The 22,831-nt window shown below is 58.5% G+C and carries 17 protein-coding genes; 5 read left to right on the top strand and 12 right to left on the bottom strand.

Annotated elements, in window-relative coordinates; all coding sequences use genetic code 11:
• Positions 1-63: 63 nt before the first annotated feature.
• The 3 genes from GTU76_RS13185 to GTU76_RS13195 all read right to left on the bottom strand — a co-directional run bounded on the left by GTU76_RS13185 (position 64) and on the right by GTU76_RS13195 (position 3,257).
• On the bottom strand, positions 64-498 hold the full coding sequence (locus tag GTU76_RS13185) for a VTT domain-containing protein (RefSeq protein WP_150708825.1): 435 nt from the start codon (positions 496-498) through the stop codon (positions 64-66).
• The gene (locus GTU76_RS13190) at positions 498-944 is read right to left on the bottom strand and encodes a DUF411 domain-containing protein (protein WP_016985221.1); all 447 of its coding nucleotides are present in this window, start codon (positions 942-944) and stop codon (positions 498-500) included. Before GTU76_RS13190 ends, GTU76_RS13185 begins: the two co-directional genes overlap by 1 nt.
• 321 nt (positions 945-1,265) lie before the next feature.
• A complete protein-coding gene (locus GTU76_RS13195) occupies positions 1,266-3,257 on the bottom strand; it encodes a methyl-accepting chemotaxis protein (RefSeq protein WP_180698784.1) in 1,992 nt (663 codons plus the stop codon).
• 378 nt (positions 3,258-3,635) lie between these two features.
• Here GTU76_RS13195 and GTU76_RS13200 point away from each other — a divergent pair, with 378 nt between their 5' ends.
• A complete protein-coding gene (locus GTU76_RS13200) occupies positions 3,636-4,163 on the top strand; it encodes a hypothetical protein (protein WP_016985224.1) in 528 nt (175 codons plus the stop codon).
• A gap of 64 nt (positions 4,164-4,227) precedes the next feature.
• On the opposite strand, the gene GTU76_RS13205 is transcribed toward GTU76_RS13200, so the two are convergent.
• The 6 genes from GTU76_RS13205 to GTU76_RS13230 all read right to left on the bottom strand — a co-directional run bounded on the left by GTU76_RS13205 (position 4,228) and on the right by GTU76_RS13230 (position 11,690).
• On the bottom strand, positions 4,228-5,163 hold the full coding sequence (locus GTU76_RS13205; RefSeq protein ID WP_016985225.1) for a GNAT family N-acetyltransferase: 936 nt from the start codon (positions 5,161-5,163) through the stop codon (positions 4,228-4,230).
• Complete coding sequence (locus GTU76_RS13210) at positions 5,141-6,451, bottom strand: phenylacetate--CoA ligase family protein (protein ID WP_175554241.1); 1,311 nt, start codon at positions 6,449-6,451, stop codon at positions 5,141-5,143. The genes GTU76_RS13205 and GTU76_RS13210 overlap by 23 nt, the downstream gene beginning before the upstream one ends.
• A gap of 43 nt (positions 6,452-6,494) precedes the next feature.
• Positions 6,495-8,897, bottom strand: coding sequence for an aldehyde dehydrogenase family protein (locus GTU76_RS13215; RefSeq protein ID WP_180698785.1), 2,403 nt, complete (start codon positions 8,895-8,897; stop codon positions 6,495-6,497).
• A 1-nt stretch (position 8,898) separates the two neighbouring features.
• Positions 8,899-10,029 carry a LuxE/PaaK family acyltransferase gene (locus GTU76_RS13220; protein ID WP_180698786.1) on the bottom strand — a complete coding sequence of 377 codons (1,131 nt, stop codon included), beginning with the start codon at positions 10,027-10,029 and terminating at the stop codon, positions 8,899-8,901.
• A 10-nt stretch (positions 10,030-10,039) separates the two neighbouring features.
• Positions 10,040-11,287, bottom strand: a complete 1,248-nt coding sequence (locus tag GTU76_RS13225; protein WP_180698787.1) for an MFS transporter — start codon at positions 11,285-11,287, stop codon at positions 10,040-10,042.
• Positions 11,288-11,549: 262 nt separating this feature from the next.
• Positions 11,550-11,690, bottom strand: a complete 141-nt coding sequence (locus GTU76_RS13230; RefSeq protein WP_180698788.1) for a hypothetical protein — start codon at positions 11,688-11,690, stop codon at positions 11,550-11,552.
• A gap of 157 nt (positions 11,691-11,847) precedes the next feature.
• Between GTU76_RS13230 and GTU76_RS13235 the strand changes: the two genes are divergently transcribed.
• Positions 11,848-12,036 (top strand): hypothetical protein, encoded by a 189-nt coding sequence (locus GTU76_RS13235; protein WP_016985231.1) that lies wholly within the window; start codon positions 11,848-11,850, stop codon positions 12,034-12,036.
• Positions 12,037-12,054: 18 nt separating this feature from the next.
• Here GTU76_RS13235 and GTU76_RS13240 read toward each other — a convergent pair whose 3' ends face one another.
• Positions 12,055-12,432, bottom strand: coding sequence for a fe2+ zn2+ uptake regulation protein (locus GTU76_RS13240; RefSeq protein WP_016985232.1), 378 nt, complete (start codon positions 12,430-12,432; stop codon positions 12,055-12,057).
• Positions 12,433-12,683: 251 nt separating this feature from the next.
• Here GTU76_RS13240 and pvdQ point away from each other — a divergent pair, with 251 nt between their 5' ends.
• A complete protein-coding gene (gene pvdQ / locus GTU76_RS13245) occupies positions 12,684-15,038 on the top strand; it encodes a bifunctional acylase PvdQ (RefSeq protein ID WP_343057502.1) in 2,355 nt (784 codons plus the stop codon).
• A 53-nt stretch (positions 15,039-15,091) separates the two neighbouring features.
• On the opposite strand, the gene GTU76_RS13250 is transcribed toward pvdQ, so the two are convergent.
• Positions 15,092-16,093: a FecR family protein gene (locus GTU76_RS13250; protein ID WP_180698789.1), complete on the bottom strand. Its 1,002-nt coding sequence runs from the start codon at positions 16,091-16,093 to the stop codon at positions 15,092-15,094.
• Positions 16,094-16,245: 152 nt separating this feature from the next.
• Between GTU76_RS13250 and GTU76_RS13255 the strand changes: the two genes are divergently transcribed.
• Positions 16,246-16,515 (top strand): PepSY domain-containing protein, encoded by a 270-nt coding sequence (locus tag GTU76_RS13255; RefSeq protein ID WP_180698790.1) that lies wholly within the window; start codon positions 16,246-16,248, stop codon positions 16,513-16,515.
• A gap of 56 nt (positions 16,516-16,571) precedes the next feature.
• Here the strand turns inward: GTU76_RS13255 and GTU76_RS13260 are convergent, their stop codons facing one another.
• Entirely contained in the window at positions 16,572-21,443 is a 4,872-nt protein-coding gene (locus GTU76_RS13260) for a dermonecrotic toxin domain-containing protein (protein ID WP_180698791.1), read from the bottom strand.
• A gap of 206 nt (positions 21,444-21,649) precedes the next feature.
• Here GTU76_RS13260 and GTU76_RS13265 point away from each other — a divergent pair, with 206 nt between their 5' ends.
• Positions 21,650-22,708, top strand: coding sequence for an Ldh family oxidoreductase (locus GTU76_RS13265; protein ID WP_180698792.1), 1,059 nt, complete (start codon positions 21,650-21,652; stop codon positions 22,706-22,708).
• Positions 22,709-22,831 lie beyond the last annotated feature (123 nt).

Here is a 22,831-nt window from a genome sequence, read left to right on the forward strand (position 1 = left end):
GCCGATGCTGGAACGGCTGGATTATGCCGACGTTAAACACAGGCAATGCCCGCGCCCGAACGTTCAACCCAGCCAGCCCAGCGTCAGCATGGCCAGCACGCCATAACGGGCACCTTTGGCCAGAGTGACAATCACCAGAAAGCGCCCGAGCGGTTCGCGCATGACGCCGGCAATCAGCGTGAGCGGGTCGCCAATGATCGGCAACCAGCTCAGTAGCAATGACCAATGCCCGTAGCGCTCATAGTGTTTGCGCGCCCTGGCCATGTGCGCGGGGCTGACCGGAAACCAGCGTCGATCCTGAAAGCGCTCGATGCCACGGCCCAGCCACCAGTTGACCAGCGAACCGAGTACATTGCCCAGCGTCGCCACCGCAAGCAGGCCCCACAGCCAGTAACGCTCGCTGACGATCAAACCGACCAGCACTGCCTCGGACTGCAACGGCAACAAGGTGGCCGCACCGAACGCGGCAAAGAACAGCCCGAAGTAAGCGGCGCCGATCAATGGGCCGGGTAGTCCGCCACGACAACGTCAGCGCCGTCCTTTTTCAGGCCGATCACTTGATAGGCATCGCTCATGCCGTCCATTTCCATGCCCGGCGAACCCATCGGCATACCCGGTGCGGCGACGCCGAGCAGATCGTCACGCTTGCTCAGGGCCAGGACCTGCTCCGCCGGCACGTGGCCTTCGACGAATTTGCCGTTGATGATCGCGGTGTGGCACGACGCCAGACGCGGCGGTATGCCATGTTGTTGCTTGAAGCTGCTCATGTCGCTTTCGACGTGGTCTTCGACTTTGAAACCGTTGGCTTCGAGATGGCTAATCCATTTTTTGCAGCAACCGCAATTGGCGTCGCGGTGCACTTCGATCGGGATCAGGTCGGCGGCTTGCGCCATGGAAGAAATGAACAGGGCGCTCAGGGCGACCAGACGCAGATGGGTTCGCATAACGGATTCTCGGCTCGGCTGACGATCAGAAAAGAACGCATTTTGAACGGTTTTTTCCGCCAGGCATCAACGCAATGTTTCCAGTTGTTGCAAGGCAGGCTGGCAGGATGATCGTAGATCAAGGCTGTCAGGTTGCTGAGCGCGAGATGACAAAGTTGTCAGGTGGCCACATCTGGCGATGGTATGGCCCTGTGGGAGCGAGCTTGCTCGCGAATGCGGTCATTCAGACACTGAAGCAGCGACTGGCAGGTTACTTTCGCGAGCAAGCTCGCTCCCACAAGGGGTATCTGTCGGGCAGAAAACCCTTGTGGGAATCAGAGATCAGCGGACTTTGAAACGTCCCATGATCGCGCTGACGCGGCTATTGGCTTCAAGCAACTGATGGGTATTCAGTTCGCTGGCTTTGCCACTTTGCACCAGCTCATCCACCATGTGGCGGATCTGCACCATGCTGCGGTTGATCTCTTCGGTGACGGCGCTTTGCTGCTCGGCGGCGGTGGCGATCTGAGTGCTGAGGCTGTTGATGTGGCTGACCGAGCCGGCCATTTCATCCAGACCCGAATTGACCCGTGCAGTCGCGTCGGCAGCCGACTGGCAACTGGCCTGAGTGTTCTCCATGGCGCTGACCGACGAGCTCACGCCCTGCGTCAGGCGAGTCAACATTTCGTTGATTTCGGACGTACTGGCCTGGGTCCGGGCGGCGAGGGCGCGGACTTCGTCGGCCACCACGGCAAACCCTCGACCCTGTTCACCGGCACGAGCCGCTTCGATGGCCGCGTTGAGGGCCAGCAGGTTGGTCTGGCCGGCAATTGCGCCGATCACTCCGAGGATCTCGGTGATGCGCTGTGCATCCTGTTGCATGTTTTCAACTTTATGTGTGGCGCTGGCCACCTCGTCAATCAGCGCCACCACACTGTTGGTCGCCTCGCCCACGACCACCCGGGAACGGTCGGCGTTTTCGTTGGCGCGCTGTGTAAACGCAGCGGTCTCGGCGGCGTTTTGCGCGACGCTCTCGGCGGTTGAACTCATTTCGGTAATCGCCGTAACGGTCTGATCCGTTTCCGAGGCGTGACGCAGCAGGATCTGGCTGGTGTGGGCCGAGGTGCGTTGCAGGTTGTCGAGGCTCGACGCCATGGCCCCCGTGGCCTGGGTGACTTCGCCGATCATGTTCTGCAGATAGGCGATGAAGGTGTTGACCGAGTGTCCGATCGCGCCGAGTTCGTCTTCAGCGCGGATGGTGATGCGTCGGGTCAGATCGGCATCGCCGCTGGACAGCAAATCAATGTTGGCTTTCAACGCTTTCATGCGCTGCACCAACTGGCGAATCGCATAGACCTGCAACAGCACCAGCAGAATCACCAGCGGAATCTGCAACAGGCTCAAGGTGCTGAGGACGTCATCACGCTGCGCCGTGAGCATTTTCGTCGGCAGGGCGGTGGCGAGGAACCAAGGCGTACCTTCAATCGGACGCATGAAGAAGGTGCTGGCTTCACCGTTGTTGTCGAACTCGATGCGCTGCGCCTGATCACGGTTCTGCAGGCCGCTTTTGACCTGGCTGGCGAACGTCGACGTGCCGGCCAGTTCGCTGATGTTCTTCAGCACGATCGGGCCACTGATGCGCGAGCTGTTACTGATGATCTTGCCGTCGGCTTCGATGATCAGCATTTCGGCGTTGAGGTCTTTCTCCTTGCGCGCCACCAGATCATTGAAGAAGCCGAGGGTCACGTCGATGGTCGAAACACCCCAGGCGTTACCGTTTTTCTGGATCGCCATGGCGCAGTTGGTGCGCGGTTCGGCGCTGGCGTCGTCCTTGTAAGCCGCTGCCCATGCGCACTGACCGCGTGGTGTGGCCATGCCACCCTTGTACCAGCTCTGGTCGTAATAGTTGGGCGCCGCGTCGCTGTTCCAGAACGTGTTCACGGCCAGTTTGCCCGACGCGTCGCGGTGCCAGAACGTACTGAATTTGTTGCGCCCGGCTTCACGTTGCCCCGGCAGCGGCCAGATCCCGCCGCCGAATACCTTCAACTCGCCGTACTGATCCACCAGCCCCGGCAACACCGCGTCGATGGCTGCGCTGTCGAGTAACGGGATGGTCTGGGTGATGCTGCGCTGTTGTGCCTGAACCTTGTTGAGTTCGCCCTGAATCTGCTCGGCAACCTCAGCGATACGGTTGAGCACTACCTGTTCTTCGGTGTGACGCAGTTTGGGGGCGACCAGTTGGCTGATGCCGACCACGGTCAGTACCGACAGCAACAGGATGAACAGAACCAGAAACAGCGTGTAACGAGCCTGAATAGTGCGGAATGCGGGCATGGAAACCGGTCCTTGAGCTGCGATTCTTATTAGGGGCGGGGTAAAACAGTGCGGGTGTCCCTAACGTATCGTCGCTACGTCGGGAAGCTTGAGGTACAGGCGTACTAAAAAGGCGCGCGCTGACGACTGGTCAGTATCGGCGTTGATACATGGAGCTGACTCACGCGTCTGTCAGGGCGCAAAATCTTTTCGAAAGCGTGTAACGGGCGCCTCGCAAGCCAGCATCCATGGGGATTGCTGGTTTGTATCGAGAATGTACGAGAATTGTAAAAAAATGCATGAAAAGGTTGGGTGCCATTACGTGGCCGGTAGATACTCCCCGGCATTCGAGTGGTTCAACAAAGGACATTTCATGTTTATTTCACAGGGAGTTTTCTCATGACAATCGGCATTGTCGGCGGTTGGGAGAGCAAGGCTGGCGTCATGGTGCGCAATACCGGCGCGAAGAAACAGGTGTCTCAAAGTATCAAGGTGCAGCAGATGCTCACCATGGTCGGTAACGATCCAAATGCCTTGAATGTCGCCGAAATGGACAAGCAAGGCCTGCGCAAGAATATCAAGGGCTTCGATCCGACTAACGTCTCGGTCAAGCAAATGGGCAACCTCAGCGCCATGCTGCGCAGCCGAGGGCTGATCTCGGAGATCACCTCTTTCACGCTGATGAATGCCGGCGACAAGTTCGACCGTTTCGGCGTGACCAAAGACATTGATGTCAAATTCAACGCACTGGAGTATTTCGCGACTCAGCTCGATGCGATCCAGAATAATGGTCTCAATGGCAACGCGTACGGCAAGAGCCTGATCCCTGAATTCAAAAAAGCGATCTACGTTCTGCAAAACCTCAAGATTTACGGCGACGGCAACGCGCCGCTTCCTCCTAAAGACGGCATCAAAGCCACGGCTTGAGGCTACAGAAAATGACCCGCTCAAATTGCGCGGGTCATTTCGCAAGACCCACGATGCGTTCAAGTCACCGCGGCGTTTCGCTCAGGTGCAGGGCGAGTTGCTGCTGAGCCTGATCATGTAACTGCTGCATGTGCGGGCATTGCAGTGTCAACCCGCGCAGCCGGTAACCTCGGTGAAACAGTGCCAGCCATCCCCCTTCCTTGCCTTCGGCGGGTGCCAGCCCGGTAAACACAAATCCTACCGCCGCGAGCCTGCTCAGGTCCCAGGCGAATTGCTGTGACAGTCTGAGCCGGATCGAAATCAGCCAGTGCCGGGGCAATTGGCGTATCTGTTCAAGCAGGGCGGGCCGCAGATGCTTGAGGTACATGTCATAACGGTTAGCGTGTTGCTCCAGACGAATCGCTGCACCATGCCAGCGACTGGTTCGTTCCTGCGTACCGAAAGCCTGACATAAATGCTGCATGAAGTTCCGGCAACTGTCTGGCCAGGACTGTCGGGGCAGCGGGCGGCGATAGCCGTCGATCATGCGGCAACCCACAACGATCGACTCTGGCGCCGGGCTGCCGAATGGCGATGGGACGTAATCGGGCAGCAATCCGGTGTTTTGAAAACCCAGGTTGATAGCCATCCGCTGCGTATACGGATGATGAGTCACTTGCTTGATCGATACGTTGTGACAGCCCAGCGCCTGTGCGTGAGTCAGCAGTTGCTCGCCCAGGCGGGTGGCAATATTTTGGCCCCGGGTATCAGGGTGAACCACGCTCAGGGCCAGTTCCGCGATGGGTGAGTGGGTGTCGCGAAACAGTGTGGCGTGCCCGCAGATCTGCTCGCCTGTCACCGCGACCAGCGAGTGCCAGCGTTTGTCAGCGTGGTTCTGGCTGATCATGTGCGGCAGGTAGACATGGGGTTGCACGTAATGGTCGCCGTACACCTGACGGAACAGCACACTGACGGCCTCGGCATCGCTGTCGCGATAGTTACGCAGAATCAACGGTTCCATCCGGCACCTCCTTGTTTCTCGCTCCATAGCAGCGCAGATCGAGCACGCGCAGGCATTTGCCCGAACGGGGGTGGCGCGGCAGATCCTCAAACGAGCAGCACTCGATGTGCAGGGCCAACAGGTGATCGGTCTGCAATTGCGCGATCAACGGGTAACGCGCGATCAACTCGGTTTTCAGCTGTCGATCGACCTCGATCGTGGCAGGAGATTGCGCGGTCGCCACCCATCTCAGCTTCAGCACATCCCTGTGCCCGGACTGTTCAATGACCAGTTGCCAGTCATCGCTGGCGGCAATGCTTCGGGTCATCTGGCCGATGTCTTCCGGTATCAGTGACACAATTCCCACGCGAACACGTTGACTGCTGGCGCTACGGCCCTTTAGCGCGAATTTGCGTTGCGCCGCGCCGACGGGCTCTCGCCAACAGGCCAGGTCGCCAACCGGGTAGCGAATCAGCGGCATCAAGCGCCGGTCGAGATTGGTCAACACCAACAAACCGGTGCGATCGCAGGTCTCGATGACTTCGCCGGAGTGTTCATCAATGATCTCCAGCAGAGCGTGGTGCTCATGCATGCGATGCTCGCCTTCCTCACAGTCGCGCTGGCTGCTGCCAATGAAGCCCGCATCGACGCTGGCGTAACCGATCGAAGCAATGCGCGCATGGGGGAACGCTCGTTCGAGCAGTTCGCGCTGCGACGCGAACAGGCTTTCACCGCCATACAGAAGGGTGTCGATGCCGGGTATTGTCTGCTCCCGGCGTTTGAGCCATTCGGCGAACGTCAGCAGGTGGGCGGGCAGACCTGCCAGCACATTGATCCGGTGCTGCTCGATCGATTGCGCCAGAACACATGAGTCGACGTCGCCGGTGAAAGGGAACTCGGTGATATTCACGGCGACATGCGCCAATGAATCGTGGATGAACAGGAAGCTGGCATACAAGTCGCCGGCGAAGAACAGATTGGCTACCCGATCACCCGGTTTGAACTGCGAGCTGAGACTTGTGCCGAACTCGGTTACCAAACGGCGCCACTCGCGCTGGGTATACACAGAGAGCTTTCCGGCGCTGGTGGAACCACCGGTTTTGAATACCAGTGCGCGCTCGCGGGTCGCGGTCAATACCGGCCAAAGATCCAGTGACTGACTGTTTTGCCAATAAGCAAGAGGCTCAATCAGCGGCAGTTGCATCAGTGAAGTTACTTCATGGGGTACATCTGCCAGATGTCTCGCATAGAACGGCGAATGCTGACGAGCGAAAGTGATCAACTCGTTCAGCGGTTCAGAAGTTTTCAATAGGTCACCCTTTTTATAGTTGTCAGATCGAACGCAGAAAGTGTCAGCGCCGTGAATCAATCAATATCGGCGTCTTGCCGCTGTGTGCGTTTCGGATGAAGTTTTCGATTGCGCAGACTTCGAACTCCACGATCAACAGACCGGTCTCGACAAGGGTCGCCAAGGTCAAGTAACCGGACAGCCGTTCCTGCGCGTCGGCCGTTTTCAGTTCGCTACACACGCGCATACGTTCGAGGCCATCGTCGGCATGATCCAGCCGCAGTTGAAATGGCACCTGCAGGTGCAGCGCCAATTCGCTCAATGAAATGAAGTCGGTGCCGATACGGATCAGCTTGCCGTGGCGCTGCAGCAGCTCGAAGCGCGGCGATGTCAGCCCGCAGGGGCAGGGGCCTGACAACCAGCGACCGGTGTCGCCTATGTCATAGCGCGCAACGTTCTGGGCCTGGCGTGCGGTCGATGTGAACAGCAAGCGGCCGACCTGATCGCCGGCCACAGGTTGATCGCTGTCCAGTGCCACGATTTCCAGATGCTGGGTGTCATTCATCAAATGAAAAACGCCATCGCCCGTGGCCTCGCAGGCGTGGCCGAGCGGCCCGGCATCGACACTGCCGTAGATCGCCGAGCGGATGCTGGAAACACCACAGCTGCGCAGCAATTCGCGGCTGTGTTCACTGAGATGCTCGCCACCGAGAAAAACCTTTTCGACTCCGCCGTAAGCTTGTAACCGTGGCCGTTCATCAAGGAACAGCCGATGCAGCGTGCTGGGCATACCGATCAACACCGTCACGCGCTGACTGATGATCAGCTCGGCGATTTCCCGGTAGTCGTCATCGGACGGTGCGGCCATCGGCAGGTGCGTGATGTCGAGCAACTCGAGCACTTTGGCAAAGCTGAGAAACCCGCCGTATAGCCCCCCACAAAAGAACAGGTTCATCACCCGGTCACGCGCCGGATCCAGGCCGGCGGCGAACAAACCGTCAGCCGTGGCACGCATCTGCCGGTGAAAGTCCTGGTAGCTATAGACCGACAGCGCCGGCGAGCCACTGCTGCCTCCAGAGCGAAAGTACAATTGCGCCGAAGCGTTCAGCGGCTGAGCAGTGAAAGCTGCCTTGTCCATGATTGGCTGCCCGTACAACGTTGTCGGCTCAGATGGCTGATCAAGGGTGGCGTGGTTGGAAAGCACACCGCTGGGCAAGCTGGCCGAGACGCGTCGGCTGAGCCGCTGCAACGCATAGACGCCGTCATGGGGTTCGCCGTCATAGCCCTCGTGGATGCCAGCAACCTGCGTGATTCGCGTGACACCCGCAGCGATCAATGTGCGTGCCAGCTCGCTGATTTGGCTGTCGCCGCACAGCAGCGCACAGCTTTGCAGGACATTGCGCCATGGCAGCAACGTGTCGGTGATTAATGCCCGGGGCACCGGATGCAGCAGTACGCTGCGAAACAGCGGTGAGGGCGTGAGTTGACGTTCATGCGTCCAGATCACCTGCCAGCCGGGTGCGTGCCAGATATCCCCGGTCTGCTCGGCGAAGCTGTGCCCCAGCCGTGCCATTTGCATGTGCGTGGTGATTTGCGCGGCCTCTTGTAGCGTCGGCAACAGTGCCGGCCAATGCCCGGCGCGCCGTTCGAGGGCGGCAGACAAGCCTTGCCCGATCTCGCGCAGTACCTGCGGATCGTCGCTGTCCACCAGCAACCATTGCGGGCTGGAACAGGCCTGCTGATCCAGCCGACAGACCTCGTCAGCCACGGCGTCCAGATTCTCCGGGGTGGCTGCATCGGGCGTCAGATAGACGAAGCTGATGCGGTGCCCCCAGTCGATCCAGCGACACCCGGCCGGAATCTGTTGGCGAATCGCTTGCAGGGCCGCTTCACCACCCCAGGCCGCGACGCCATTGGCGTGTTTGCACAATGATGTGATTTGCGCCGTACTCACCGGCAGTACCGCGATATAACCGGCCAGTTGGCCGCTCGGATCGCAGTGCAGCAAGGCGCTGAGCAGGCGGGCGGTCAGCCCTTGATCGCTGCTGCTGGGGCGCAACCAGTTGACGTTGCCGGCGAGCAGGCTTTCGAGCACCGCGCAGAACGCCAGCAACGGCGCGTTGCCCGGCGTAATGTGGACCACCAGGCCAAGCGGGCTCCAGCGTTCGAAACGTGCTTGCCGATAATCGATACGGCGCAATGAATCGGGCTGCGCGCCGAGTTCGCGCAGCAGTTTGCTGTGTAACGCCTGCGGTTCGCAGAAGTCGATCAATGCCTGGCGTTGCTCGGCATCGAGTGACAGCGCGGGATCTGCGCTGCGCAGTCGTTCTGCGAAGTGAGTGGCAGCGTGGATGACTGTGCTGCTTTGCAGCGGGGTAGCGAGGTGTTGCGCCAGATCGGCGTGAAGGCAGGCAAGCGCTTCGTCGAAGCTGACAGCGTCGTGCAGGTGGCCGTTGATCAAGTACATATCAATGACTCCCCAGCAATTGCGCGGCCGCCATTGCACAGCTTCTGCCGGCCGTGGTGCCTGCCCGGCCATGGAGTTCGAACCAGTCGCTGGCAAGTCCACAATCGCAACTCGTGCCAGGGTGCAGCGTTGCCAGATCGCTCATCACCACCGAGTGCGCAGGACTGGACGAAATGTAGGGCGAGACGAATCCGAGCAAGCCTTGCTGGCCATACGGCTGAACGCAGAAGTCCGTCGGATTGCGTACGAACACCTTTGAGTAGACCGGGACATGGAAACGATGCCGGGCACATTCGATGTAAGGCACGGCATGCTCCACGGCACCATAGCCATCGCGGCATCGGGATATTTCAATGCCCAGCTGCCGACGGATGGCGCTGTACAACTGCTGTTTGGGGATTTCATCGGCGGCCCGGGTTTTCCAGCCGCCGCCGAAAAACACCAGCGACTCTGCAGGCAGTTCAAGGTCTGGCATGCAGAGTGCCTGCATGCGTTGCAGGGCCTGCCACAGGAACGCCGGGAAGCCGAGGATTCGCACCGGCAAACCTTCTTCGGCAAACGCCTGTAAGGCACTGATGACGCCGAAAACGTCAAACTGATGACCCGCGCCAGTGCTGCGCAAGGCGTAGACCACGCGGTTGGCCGGGGCGAAACGGCACAGGAACTGATCGGTGAACGAGGTGCCCAGGGTGATCCGGCCTTGTGGCTCGTAGCTCAGCAGCAAGTAGTTGCAGGGCGTATCCGCGGTGTCCCAGCCATAATGCCGAAATATCTGCGCAACCATCCATTGCGCGCCAGCCAGACTGCGTTCGTCGTAACGCATACGGCTTTTCTGTCCGCTGGTGCCGGAGGATGTCAATTCCAGTGCGTCCTCGCCGACGCTGCTGAGCAACAGTCGCTGTTTGAAAAAATTGGCGAAGACAGGGGGCAATCGTGACCAGTCATCGAGACTGTCGAGATCATTGAGGTGCAGTCCGCTGGCATTGAGCCAGGCTTCATAGCCGGGTGTTTGCTGGCAGTGAAACCGGCTGATTTCGGCCATGGCCCGGTCGAACAACCCCGGCGGTACGGAGTCTTGGCAGTAAGGGCGCGGCAACGCACAGAGGGCGTCGCTTGAGGGTAAGTGAATCATCAATATTCCTTTATTGAGCTTTGGTAGAGGCGGCTTTGGCGTCTTGCAAGAACCCGTGCAGCAAGGGCAGGCATGTCAGGCCAGCGAGGGCGGACAAGAGCGCAAAGAATTCAAGACGTGTGCCGCCGCCGATCGTGGCAATGAGTGAGGCGCCGAGACCCATGACGGCAATGGAGATCATGCCGATCATGGCCGAGACCAGCCCTTTGCTATCCTCGGTACAGAACAGCGCCAGTCGATACAGCGTGGCGTTGCAGATGCCCAGTCCGACGCCGTAGAGCGCCAGACTGGCCACCACCGGTACGGGGCCGGCAGCCAATAATGCGCAACCGAGCAACGCCACGAGCCCCATGCACAGCGGCCAGAGGCCGATCCTGATCAACTCGGGCAAGGCGTGAGTGAGCAGTAAACGGTTGAGAATCAGGTTGCCGACGATGACGGCGGAGAAAATCGGTATCTGCCACAGCCCGTATTCCAGTGGCGTATGGCCCAGCAACTGGATCAGCAGGATCGGCGACAGCCCGATCCAGGCGATCAGGGGGAGAGTCATCAGCCCTAACGCAAGGCTCGCACCGAAGAACCGGCGATTGCCGAGCAGGGCAAGGTAGCGCTGTCGCGTACGTTTCAAGGAAAAAGGTATCGCGGCCTGATGCTGGCCATCTCGACGTATGACGCCTACGGTTTCCGGCATCCAGGCGTAGAGCCCGAGCCAGACCATCGCTGCGACAAGGCCTAACGCCAGAAACAACTCGCGCCAGCTCAGCCATTCCAGAAGCAGGCTGCCCAGCAACGGCCCCAGCAACGGTGACAGCAGCGCGACATTGCCGAGCAAGGCCATGAGACGTACGGCGTCAGCCTCGCAGAACACTTCCTGCAGTGCCGGATAACTGACCGAAATGACGAAGCCCAGTCCCATACCCTGTATCAGGCGCAGCAGATTGAAAGCTTCAATGCTATGAGCGGCAAAAGCGGCCAAACAGGCCACCCCGAATATTGCACACCCGATCAGTAACAGGCGTCGTCGCCCCCAACGATCGGAGAGCGGCCCAATCAACCATTGCAGGCAGATGCCCCCCAGCAAATAGAGATTGAAGGCATTGGGAACATGTCGAATGTCGGCCTGGAGTTCTGTCGTGACGTCCAGCATGGCCGGCATGACCAAGTCACTGGCCATATACGTCAGCAGTTCAAACGCAGTCAGTGCCAGACAAAATCCGATAACCTGGCGCGGCCCGATTGTTATAAGTGTTCTCTGCATACACATCCTTGTCAGTGTGTGTTGAAAAAGGCATGCAGAGACTAGAGCTAGCCAAGTGGCTGACCTAGTTGTTTGCTAAGACATTAAATTTCAAATGCTTGCAGCGTATTGATTGGATCCAAAAACAGAAAAGGATCAATAAGGTTTAAGGCCGATGGAATAAATAATGCCCGCACAGGGGCGGGCATTGTTTAACTGAGTGAACTAACGAAGTGGACGCAGGGTGCATCATGGGCGAGCGGGCAGGGCGAAGTATTCACCACTAACGATGCTGGTAGTAGGCAGGGCCTCCCCGGTCGTAACGGTGGTGGTCATCATGCCAACCGCCGTGGGGGAAGATGATGCATCCACTCAAGGTCAGCAGGGCTAGAACGGGAATCAGCCAGGTGATTCGACGCAACATTTGAAAAGTCCTCATGGTGATGCCGTCATGAAGCCAAAACTCTTCATCGGCTGTAACATGAGACCCCGTTTGTCACGGCGCATCCCCGTAAAACGGTAAGCGCATGGCATGCAAGCGGATACAAACCGGATACATTCCAAAGTTTCAGGAAATCGTAATGACCCAGAAGCAACGCTTGATTTATTCGATTGTGATCGCCGTGTCCGTACTGGCGATCATGCTCGGTCTGTCCTGGCTGCAAAACGCCGGGAAGATCGATGAAAAGACCTTTCAATACATCGCCATCGGTGTGGCGGTGGTCGTGGTGGTGATCAACGGCGTGATGCGCCGCAAGGTCAAGCCCTGACGGCGTTCGTTACACGTTTCAATCGTTGTTGAGGACAGCAGCAGCCTGTGGATGCAGGCTGTAGCTCTTGTCCGCATTGAAGGTGATCACACCTTCGGCGCACAAACGCTTGAGCACTTCGCGCACGCTGAGGAAGGACAGCGGAATATCCAGATCCAGCAATTGGCTGTGGACGCCGCGCACCCCGAGGCGACGGTCACTTTGCGCTGCCACCAGCAGTGCATCGATGACTTTCAGGCGAATCAGGCTGGTGCGCAGACCGAAACTCTTCAGCAACAGGCGAATGCGTTCGTTACCGTGACGCTCGCCACGTTGCCCGAAATCGCTCGCGTGGGGGCTCATGGAAGCTCCTTGGGGGGCCTGGCTACCGTCCATTGGTAGTTGCGAGTTGTACATGCGATTACTCCTTTTCAGAGCCTGATCGGGAAAGGGTTTTCTTGCTCTCTCTAAACAAGACGTTTCAGCACGACAAATCATGAAAGAAAAAATGTAGAAAATTTGTCGCCGATTTGTCTTCTCTCCGTGATTGCGGCGCAAATTGCGGTGAGTTGCGGTAAATCTTTTTCCCTGATCTTCGTTACCTGTGGAGTCTCCCTGCGCACGGATGCGTTGTGCCCTCAGGTTTTGATATTCGATCAGGAGTTACAGTGACCATTCTTTCCAGACGATTGACCGGACTGGCCTTCGCCGGTGTGTTTCTCGGATTCAGCGTGTCAGCCCATGCCTTCAGCCCGAGTTCATCGGCCGAGACCGGCACCGAAATCCGTCGTACCGGTTTTGGCGTACCGCATATCCGTGCCCAAGATGAACGAGGCCTGGGCTTTGGTATCGGTTATGCCTATGCACAGGACAATCTCTGCCTGTTGGCCAACGAGATCGTCACGGTCAACGGCCTGCGTTCGCGCTATTTCGGCCCGGACCAGATGACTGTCGAGGCACGCCCGAACCGTGTCAGCGACGTCTTCTTCACCTGGCTCAATCCCCCCGAAGCGGTCCACACCTTCTGGCAGGCGCAACCGGCCCAGGTGCGTGATCTGGTCGAAGGTTACGCTGCCGGTTATAACCACTATCTCGCCGAGCGACGCCAGCAAGGCCTGCCGCAGCAATGTCAGGGTGAGTGGGTTCGCGATATCACTTCGGCGGACCTGGTCAAGTTGACCCGTCGACTGTTGGTTGAAGGGGGTGTCGGACAGTTCGCCGAAGCCTTGGCGGGCGCCACACCGCCGCAGGCGACTGCGCAGCTTGTACAGGATGAACAGGCCTTTCAGCTGGCTGATACACGCCAGCAGCGCTTTGCCCTCGATCGTGGCAGCAATGCCCTGGCGGTGGGCAGCGAGCGTTCTTTCAACGGTCGCGGCATGTTGCTGGCCAACCCGCATTTTCCGTGGGTCGGCGCCATGCGTTTCTATCAGATGCATCTGACCATTCCCGGCAAGCTGGATGTCATGGGCGCAGCCTTGCCGGGCCTGCCAATGATCAATATCGGTTTTAACCAGCACGTGGCCTGGACCCACACGGTCGATTCCTCGAAGCACTTCACGCTGTATCGTCTGCAACTGGACCCGAAAGATCCGACGCGTTATCTGCTCGACGGCAAATCCTTGCCGATGAGCAAACAGACGGTGACTGTCCAGGTCAAGCAAGCCGATGGCCAGGTAGTGCCCGTAGCGCACGATATTTACAGCTCGCAGTTCGGCCCGGTGGTGCAATGGCCCGGCAAGCTCGACTGGAATAATCAGTTCGCTTACAGCCTGCGCGATGCCAACCTCGACAATGATCGCGTGCTGACGCAGTGGTATGCGATGAACCAGGCTTCCTCGCTTGAGCAACTGCAGGATTCGGTGCACAAGATCCAGGGTATCCCGTGGGTCAATACCCTCGCCGTGGATGACAAGGGCCAAACGCTGTACATGAATCTGTCGGTGGTGCCCAACGTCAACGCCGAGAAACTGGCCAAGTGCAGTGACCCGCGCGCCGGGACAAAGATGATTCTGCTCGACGGTTCCAACAGCGCCTGCGCCTGGGACGTCGACCCGCAAGCTGCACAGAAGGGCATTTATGCATCGAGCCAGCTGCCGCAACTGCTGCGCAAGGATTTCATCCAGCACTCCAACGATTCCGCGTGGCTGGTCAACCCGGCGCAGCCGCTCACTGGCTTCTCGCCACTGATCAGTCAGGACGGTCAACCGTTGGGCATGCGTTCGCGGTTTGCGCTGGATCGCCTGGGCAGCCTGGGTAAAAAAGGTCCGCTGCGAGTGAAGGACCTGCAGCAGATGGTCATGGACGATAAGGTGTATCTGGCGGCCCAGGTCGTGCCGGATCTGCTGAAGTTCTGCGCCGCTGACCTTGGCGCCGATGCCAGGACTCTGAAACCGGTCTGCACCAGTCTCAAGGAATGGGACGGTCGCGCCAATCTGGACTCGGGTCTGGGTCTGGTGCATTTCCAGAACATCATGCAGGCAATGCAGGATTCAGCGGATATCTGGCGCGTCGCTTTCGATCCGAAAGACGCGCAACACACCCCGCGTGGTCTCGCGGTCGAGCAGCCGGCCGTGGCACAGTCGCTGCGAGAGGCGATGCTGGCTTCGGTCGAAGCGACAAACAAGATGGGCCTCACACCGCAAACCCGCTGGGGCGATATCCAGGTGGTCAACAGTGGCGGGCAACAGACACCGATCCATGGCGGGCCGGGTAAGCTGGGGATCTACAACGCCATCCAGAGCGTGCCCCGCGAGGACGGCAAGCTTGAGGTGGTCAGCGGTACCAGCTACCTGCAAGTGGTGACGTTCGACGAAAAAGGGCCGCACGCGCAGGGCCTGCTGGCGTTTTCGCTGTCGAGCGATCCGGCATCGAAGTATTCGCGGGATCAGACCGAGGCCTTTTCGAAGAAACAATGGAGTGTGTTGCCATTCACCGAGCAGCAGATCAAGGCCGATCCGCAGTATCAGGTGCAGACCATTCGCGAGGCGTTGGACAAGGCGGGGAAAGTAGCCGCGCAGTGAACTGCAGCGTGAACTGAGAACAGGAAGGCCGCATCCCTCCAGGGGCGCGGCCTTCAGCTTTTTGGAGGTTGTTTTGGCATCGGGTTGATCACTGGGTTGCCTTCCTTGTTGCGCGTGAGGTAGACGGGCAAGACCTTGGGCAGGGAGTTGGCCAGGTTGTTCAGCTCCTTGATGTTGTAGATGCCGCCCACCCTGATCGAACCTGTGCTGTTGTCGGCGAGCATCAAGGGTCTGTCGAGGTAGCGGTTGATCAGGGGCAGGGCTTCATTGAGCGCCAGATTGTCCAGCACCAGTTTGCCGTTGCGCCAGGCCAGCGAAGTATCGTTGGGATAGGTCTGGCTGATCTGCGGCATGTAGTCGCCCGGTTTGTAACGCGCCTGCATGGACGGCCCGAGACGCAGGCCTTCGCCTGGCAATGCGCGATTACTCGTCACCAGCACAGAACCTTCGATCAGGTTGACACGTACCTGGTCTTCATACAGCCATACGTTGAAGCGCGTACCGGTCACTCGAATGTTGCCTTCGCCCGCTCGCACGACAAACGGGTGCGAGGCGTCGTGACTGACGTTGAAGAACACCTCGCCTTTTTTCAACGTGACTCGTCGTTCGTCCTTGTAATTGCTGAAGGTCAAATCAGTGTTCAGATTCAACTCGATCTGACTGCCATCGCTCAGCGTGACCTGACGCACATTGTCGGTGGCACGCAAGTGCTCATAACTGTCGGGTACCCAGCCCAGATTCCATCCGGTGTAGGCCGCCAGCGGTAACGCGAGCGCGCAGACACCGGCCGCTATTGCGTACTGGCGCAACGAACGGGACGGTTGCTGAAGCGGCACGAGCGGCGCGGATTCCGGGCGTGGCAGATGTTCGGCGACGTCCCAGATTTCCAGCATGGCTTCATACTCGAACGCATGCAGCGGATGAGCATCGTGCCATTGTGTGAATGCGCGACGTTCTTCTTCCGTGCAATCCGCGGCGTGCAGACGCATGCACCAGTGCGCAGCGGCATCGGTGATCGCATCGTATTCGGCTTCCGAGAGAGTGTCTTGGGTCATTGACTCGTCCTGATTTCGCACATTCTAACCTTTGCGGGAAGTTGCCGAGAACATCGGTCATGGCATTTACCCATCAAAGTGGAACTTATTTTTCGCTCAGGCACCCAAAAAGCAGGACGCCAATGACTACTATCCACAAATGGAGTGAAAAAATGATCAAAAACACGTTTGCTGCACTGATTGCCACTGCCAGTTTGCTGAGCGCCGGTGCTGCATTGGCTGACAAGCCCGGGGCTGGCTGGGTCACCATCGAGAAAGCCATCGAAATCGTGAAAACCAAGGCCGGGTATGTCGAGGTCTACGAAATTGAAGCCGACAACGACGGTTACTGGAAAGGTGAAGGGCGCAAGGCCGACGGCGTGGTTTACGAATTCCGCATCGACGGTGCATCGGGCAATGTGCTGCGCGATCAGAAAGACTGATTCCCAGGACCGCTGAAAAGGCGCAGGTCACGACCTGCGCCTTTTTTTTGCGTTTGTCAGGGCGTAACTGCCGGATCGAGTTGCCGGCCCATCTCGCAGATCAGACGCGCGATCGAGTCGGCGTTGTGCAGGATGACGTCGATACGTGCATTGGGCGAAAGCCGATCAAAAAACGCGTTGCGTGCGTCATCAATGGTCGGGCTGCCGGTGAGTGCGAGCAGTTTTTTGCTCATATCCTCAGCCGCGGGAAATTTGTCCAGATCGACGTACGAGCCGCGTTTCTTGCTCCAGCGCGCGAACAACTGATCTTTGGGCGTATTCAGCGACAGCGCCTTGTTCTGAAAATCTTCCAGTACATCCCTCATATCCCGCCCATAGGCGGTGAGCGTGTTGATCAGATCAGAAAACGGCCGGCGCGCCTCCACAAAGGCGAAATCCTCGGTGGCGGAGAATTGATGGGACAACTCGTGGATCAGTGTTGCCGCCTGAGCGTGGCCATCGACATCGAAGGGTATCGTCAGGTTGCCCTTGTAAAAACCGAGTTTCTGATCGAAGAAGTGCTCGGTGAAGTGCACCATTTTGCGCCGGTCATTGACCAGCACGAACGCGATGGCGGAGGACATGGCGGTATTGGACCCCACCACAAAGCGTTCGGTGTCCATCAGGTCGTCGCCGGGGTCGACCAGGGCATTACAGATCGGCACGATGGCCTTGTGAAGCTTGGCCAGTAACGCTTTGTCGATGTGATCAACGCCGAAAAACAACCTGAGAAAACCGTCCAGACGGGTGCCCGGAACATTGGCTTTCAGCTGGGCCAGATTGTGCAGGCTGTTGAAGGCATAGAAACGGGCCATGTCGACCGCTTGCTGGATTTGCAAGGCTTTATCGGGATGGCGGCGACGAATCTCGTTCATGCCAATGGCTTCGATTTCCAGCAAGGCCCGGCGGATGGGCTCCACGGCGTATCGTTGATGCAGTTTCGATATCGCTTTGCCGTAGTGAACCGCGTAGCGGTCTGGCGCGAGCAAGAGCCGCGAGCCACTCAATCGTAATGACGGCCCGGGCTTCTCATCGCCGAAGATCTGCCAGACGGCGCCCGGTTGGTCGACCTGATGAACCTTGCCGGCAATGGCCGTGTAAAGGCGTTTATTGATCGGATTTTCGTAGGTGCCGTTCTTCGCGTCACGCTTGAGGTCTTCAAGCGCCACGGCCGACGTTTCAAAAGGCTGCAACTCGGTGCGCGAGGGTGAGGTCATCCTGATCTGTGACCAGCTCGGCGCAACCAGCGCGGGCGAGCTTTCGACGGCGCTGGCGTCTTCGTCAGTGACTCGAGTGATTGGCGACGTTTCAGTCGTGGTTTGTGCCGTTCTCGGGGGCGTGGCTTGCGTCGCTGCCGATGCCTCTGCCGTCAGGCGCCCCAGGCTTATCATTTGCACCGCACCGGCGATAAATGACTGCAGTGCTTGCGTCCAATGATGATCCTGCAGATTTTCTGCCGAATCCTTGAAGTCCTTGTAGGCCTGCCATAGAAATGTCACGTACGAAAGTTTGCCGGGCAGCAGACCCGAGATCAGACTGGTGCTTTTGCTGAACAGGTTTTTGGCTGCTTCCCAGTCGCTTTGAGCGCTGGCTGACGACTGGCCGTTCAGCAATTGCGGCAACAACTTGAGGTTGTCGCTGAAAAACCTATGCAACAGGTTGCCGCTGATGGTGTTACCCGCAAGTGTCATTTCACTGACCTCGCCAGCGCTCGACTGCAACAACCCTCGAAATACCGATTGCTGTGCCAGTGGCAAACGACGAATCAGCAAGTCCTGAAAACTGCCTGGCGTATTGATGGCTGCGATCACACTCGCTTCGTCGGCAAACTCGCGAAACACGTCTTCTGCGTACGGGGCATACAGCACCAGCGGCCCCTGATGACCGCTGCCCGGGCCGATCATATACAGGCCCAGTGCTTCGACCGCAGTCGAGCCCGCGGTTTTGATCAGCGACAACGGATACACGATGGCGTGGGCGCCTTCGACCGTCTTGCGTGCGATGCCATCCGGGATGTCCAGCACTTGGCATACGTAGTCGAATGCGCTGGCAGACAATTGTTGTTGCAGTTTCAAACCATGAGCGTGCTGCAGCAATTGCCAGGGCAGCTGTCGCAAGAAGCGCTGCTTGCGCTGCGTGGCCTCGGCATCATCTGCAGAGAGGGCAGCGGTGACTTTTTGTGCAAATGTCGTCGGGATCTCCAGTGACAACAGCAGTTGTCTGACCGTCGCCGGATCCAGATTGGCCGGTAGCGGGGTAGTGGTCCTGGAGGCGACTTTGAAACCGGTGCCCTGAGCGATATTGATATGGTTGAGCGCAAATTCGGTCAGCGCGCGGGCAGGGCCGGCCAGGGCCAGGTTGGGAATGATCTGGATGTCATTCGGATCGAGTCGGCTGCCTGCAAATCGAGTGTCAAGCAGCGCCTTCAACCTCTGATGTACGTAGTCGGCCAGTGTAGGCAAACCGCTGAGATAGTCCTTATGGTCGACAACGCTGCGACGCCATTGCTCAAGCAGTTCGAGGTGCAACTGTTGCTCCTCCACCGGTGCCATGCCCAGCCAGGCAGGAAGTGACTGTTGTTGATCGATAGCGTTGGCCAGATGAATAGTGCGCAGCAGATTGGTATCGAAGGCCGTTTTTGTCAGGCAAGCAAGCGCCGAGGTCAATCCGGCCCGACCTTTGAATCGCGCACGAACTTCTTCACAACGTGCGATGAAGTGTTCAATGCCGGACTGCACGCGGTTCTCCAGAATGCTGTCTTCGATCAAGCGCAAGGTGCCCAGCGTGTATTGCCGATGGTACTGGCGCTCCTGAGGCAAAAGATTTTCCAGTAATGACAGGCGTCCAATCCGGTCTTCGAGCCGCTGACCCAGTGCCAACCGGGCAGCGCGAATGCTCTCGAAGGCTTCCAGGCCCAGTGCCGGCGTCCAGACCATCACTCTGCCCGAGTGCAAGTCGTCGAGGCCGCCGCGTTCGGTCAGCAAGAAGCAGTGTGCCAGCGACAAAGGCGCTTTCGCCTCAGGGGTTTTCAGCGTGAGTGACCAGGCATCGGGGCGAAAGCCGTTGAGTGAGTGCCGATTGTCGCGTCTGGTGTGATCGGGATGGATCACGGTGTCGACGATCATCTGCTCGGCAGATTTCAGCGAGCCACTGAGCACTCGCAATGCCGCTTCTGCGGTCACGCCGAGAAAGAGTGAGTGGGCCAACCGTGATTTCATGTTTTCCAGATAGTGGCGTTGCTCTTCGATGTGAGTAACAGGCTGAACTTTGAAGGAACTGGCGATCAAGGGCTCGATGTCCTGGCAGGTTTTCGCCACGGCGGCGGCTTTCTGCGCGCGAACCTGCGATGGCTGTTGAACACCGGTCAGCACCGGCCGCGTTGACCAGCGTGCCGCGGTTTCCATTTCCAGCAACCGCTGATGAAGCATGGCGCGGATATCCAGGGCTTTGTCGAACAGGGCATGGATATCCACGCTGCCATCGCTGTGACGGGACACCTGCAAAGCGTATTCGATGTTCTGCCGCTGCTTGGTGATAATGGCCTCGAACAACACGTTGAAGATCTCGCCGCCGACGCTTTCTCCAGTGACATGAGGTCGGTCAAAGCCGATAAAACGTTTGCGTTCCTCAAGGTTCAACAACCCGTACAGTTCGTCCTCGTGCCCGGCCGCATGGAACTTGCTCAATACGGTGTCCTTCAGATCCTGATAATCCTTGAGTACCTGCAGACCCATGGTCGGCGTGTACAGGAAGGCGTTGGCGTGACTGATCATCAACGAACCTGCAAGCTCGACATAGTTGGGTTCGTACTCCCACAGACGCACGTTTTCGATGGTCGGGCGCCGGGTCGGATAGGCTGCCGGACGAATCATCTGATGCAGGGTGGCAAACTGGCTGGCGTCGATGATGTTGGTTTCGCGCTTGATCATCAGTTCGGCACGGGCCTGTTCCTCAAGCGCCTCAGCAAAGAATTTGCGCCTTGGCGCCCCCGTGGCAGAAGGCGCGTCCCAATAGCGCTCCATTTCGCGAAACAGCAGGACCCGCAATTTGTTTGCGGCCTGTTTGACGGCATCTTCCCAAACGCCCTGATCGTTATCGAACGGAGCACGCTGGGAATTGGCAAATTCATGCAGCTGGCCCGCTGGCCAATCCTGGTTGCGGTAATACATCAGCACCGCTTCACTCAGGCTCACTGAATCGTGCCAGTGTCTGGCCGAACTGGCCGCCGCCACGGGGGCGCTGCCGTCAACGGGCGCATGGGTATAGAAGTTGACGCGAGTCAGCGCCTGATTGATGTTGGGTAAACGGACGCGCAACAGATCATCGAGGATTTTTTCCACCAGGGGTGTGAGCGCCGGCAGCCGCTTCAACTCATCAAGCATGGCCACGGCGTTGACTTGCTGGGCCGCGAGAATGTGGTTTTTCTGGCTTTCGAAGATGTCGCCTTTGATCGTTTCATACGTCAGCGTGCGGTGCGTCTGCTCGCTGACTTTGCGGCGTTGAGCGAGCGAAAGAAACGCCAGCAGCGGGTCCTCTTCCTCGACCACCTGCAGGCGTTTCTCAAACAGTGTCTTCAGGATCGCGAGGCTTTCGTATTTTTTGATGCCGTCGTACGGCGTGTACAGGATCGCACCTTTGTCGTCAGGGGTTTCGCTGAGGATAAAACTGCCGGCCAGCGGTATGGGCTTCGCCGCGCCGACTTCGATGTAAATGCTTTGCGCGAGCATCGGTGGGGATTGTTGATTACGTAGCGCGTGAGTGCTCAGCTTTACATGAGCCAGCCAGTCGAAGTCCTTGCTGTTGAGGCTGTGGATTTTGCCCAGTTCTTTCCAGAGACCGGGGAAGTTCAGGGTTTCGGGGAACAGGAGCGGGGCAGCGGGCTCAGGCATTTTCGAGTCTCGGTAATAGCGCGATGGGCGCCAGAAATGAGGCTCAAGGCTAGGCGCATGGGACGGCGCTCAGGTGGTAGATAGTTATCGCTGGCAGTTTTTTGCAGTCGGCCAAGGGTTGACAGAGAGCAGGGGTGACGTGGTTAATCGCTGGGCAATTTGTTCGTACGCTGGTGTTCCCTCCAATAATTACTCTGGAGCTTCAGATGTCTGCGCCACACGATCATGTCTCTGTCGCCGCTTCGTCGGTGTTATCACTTGAAGCATTGACGCAACTGCTTGAAACGATTTTTTTGCGCCACGGCACCTCTGTCGAGGTCGCTCGGGTGTTGGCCGCCAACTGCGCCGGTGCTGAGCGAGATGGCGCGCACAGTCACGGAGTGTTCCGTATCCCCGGTTACGTCTCGACTCTGAAAAGCGGTTGGGTCAACGGCCACGCCGTGCCGCAAGTCGAAGATGTCGCCAGTGGATTTGTGCGGGTGGACGCTGGCAACGGGTTTGCTCAGCCTGCACTGGCGGCTGCGCGGTCGTTGCTGGTGGAAAAGGCCCGTGACGCCGGGATCGCCGTCTTGGCGATTCGCAACTCCCATCATTTCGCCGCGCTGTGGCCGGATGTCGAGCCGTTTGCCGATGAGGGGCTGGTGGCGCTCAGCGTGGTCAACAGCATGACCTGCGTGGTGCCACACGGCGCCGACCGGCCATTGTTCGGTACCAATCCGATTGCCTTTGCTGCGCCACGGGCCGGTGCCGCGCCGATTGTCTTCGATTTGGCCACCAGCGCCATTGCCCATGGCGATGTGCAGATCGCCGCGCGCAAGGGCGAACGGCTAGCGGCCGGAATGGGCGTGGACAGCCTTGGACAGCCGACCCAGGATCCGCAAGCGATTCTCGAAGGCGGTGCGTTGTTGCCGTTCGGTGGCCATAAAGGTTCGGCGTTGTCGATGATGGTCGAGTTGTTGGCGGCAGCGCTGACGGGGGGCAATTTTTCATTCGAGTTCGACTGGTCCAATCATCCCGGGGCGAAAACGCCATGGACCGGACAGTTGTTGATCGTCATCGACCCGAGCAAGGCTGCCGGGCAGAGTTTTGCCGAACGCAGTGGGGAATTGGTTCGGCAGATGCATGGCGTCGGGCTCAAGCGTTTACCGGGCGATCGCCGGCATTGGCAGCGCAGCAAATCGCTGGCTGAGGGTATTGTGCTGGATGCACAGACATTGGCGCAGTTGCGTGAGTTGGCGGGGGAGATCGAAAGGCCCTCACCCTAGCCCTCTCCCGGAGGGAGAGGGGACTGACCGAGGTGAATGGGTGAGGTTCGCCGACGTGAGAGATCGAGTCGAACTCGGGTTTTGAAAGCCCAAGGCCGTTAAAACCTTTCAGGCATAAAAAAG

It is taken from the genome of Pseudomonas crudilactis (assembly GCF_013433315.1).
GTDB lineage: Bacteria > Pseudomonadota > Gammaproteobacteria > Pseudomonadales > Pseudomonadaceae > Aquipseudomonas > Aquipseudomonas crudilactis.

Bases quoted from the DNA above. Each gene is read 5' to 3' on its own strand.
- GTU76_RS13260 (WP_180698791.1), bottom strand. From the start codon at position 21,443: ATGCCTGAGCCCGCTGCCCCGCTCCTGTTCCCCGAAACCCTGAACTTC.
- GTU76_RS13225 (WP_180698787.1), bottom strand. From the start codon at position 11,287: ATGCAGAGAACACTTATAACAATCGGGCCGCGCCAGGTTATCGGATTT.
- GTU76_RS13235 (WP_016985231.1), top strand. From the start codon at position 11,848: ATGACCCAGAAGCAACGCTTGATTTATTCGATTGTGATCGCCGTGTCC.
- GTU76_RS13265 (WP_180698792.1), top strand. From the start codon at position 21,650: ATGTCTGCGCCACACGATCATGTCTCTGTCGCCGCTTCGTCGGTGTTA.
- GTU76_RS13205 (WP_016985225.1), bottom strand. From the start codon at position 5,163: ATGGAACCGTTGATTCTGCGTAACTATCGCGACAGCGATGCCGAGGCC.
- GTU76_RS13250 (WP_180698789.1), bottom strand. From the start codon at position 16,093: ATGACCCAAGACACTCTCTCGGAAGCCGAATACGATGCGATCACCGAT.
- GTU76_RS13200 (WP_016985224.1), top strand. From the start codon at position 3,636: ATGACAATCGGCATTGTCGGCGGTTGGGAGAGCAAGGCTGGCGTCATG.
- GTU76_RS13190 (WP_016985221.1), bottom strand. From the start codon at position 944: ATGCGAACCCATCTGCGTCTGGTCGCCCTGAGCGCCCTGTTCATTTCT.
- GTU76_RS13240 (WP_016985232.1), bottom strand. From the start codon at position 12,432: ATGTACAACTCGCAACTACCAATGGACGGTAGCCAGGCCCCCCAAGGA.
- GTU76_RS13195 (WP_180698784.1), bottom strand. From the start codon at position 3,257: ATGCCCGCATTCCGCACTATTCAGGCTCGTTACACGCTGTTTCTGGTT.
- GTU76_RS13215 (WP_180698785.1), bottom strand. From the start codon at position 8,897: ATGTACTTGATCAACGGCCACCTGCACGACGCTGTCAGCTTCGACGAA.
- GTU76_RS13255 (WP_180698790.1), top strand. From the start codon at position 16,246: ATGATCAAAAACACGTTTGCTGCACTGATTGCCACTGCCAGTTTGCTG.
- GTU76_RS13220 (WP_180698786.1), bottom strand. From the start codon at position 10,029: ATGATTCACTTACCCTCAAGCGACGCCCTCTGTGCGTTGCCGCGCCCT.
- GTU76_RS13230 (WP_180698788.1), bottom strand. From the start codon at position 11,690: ATGTTGCGTCGAATCACCTGGCTGATTCCCGTTCTAGCCCTGCTGACC.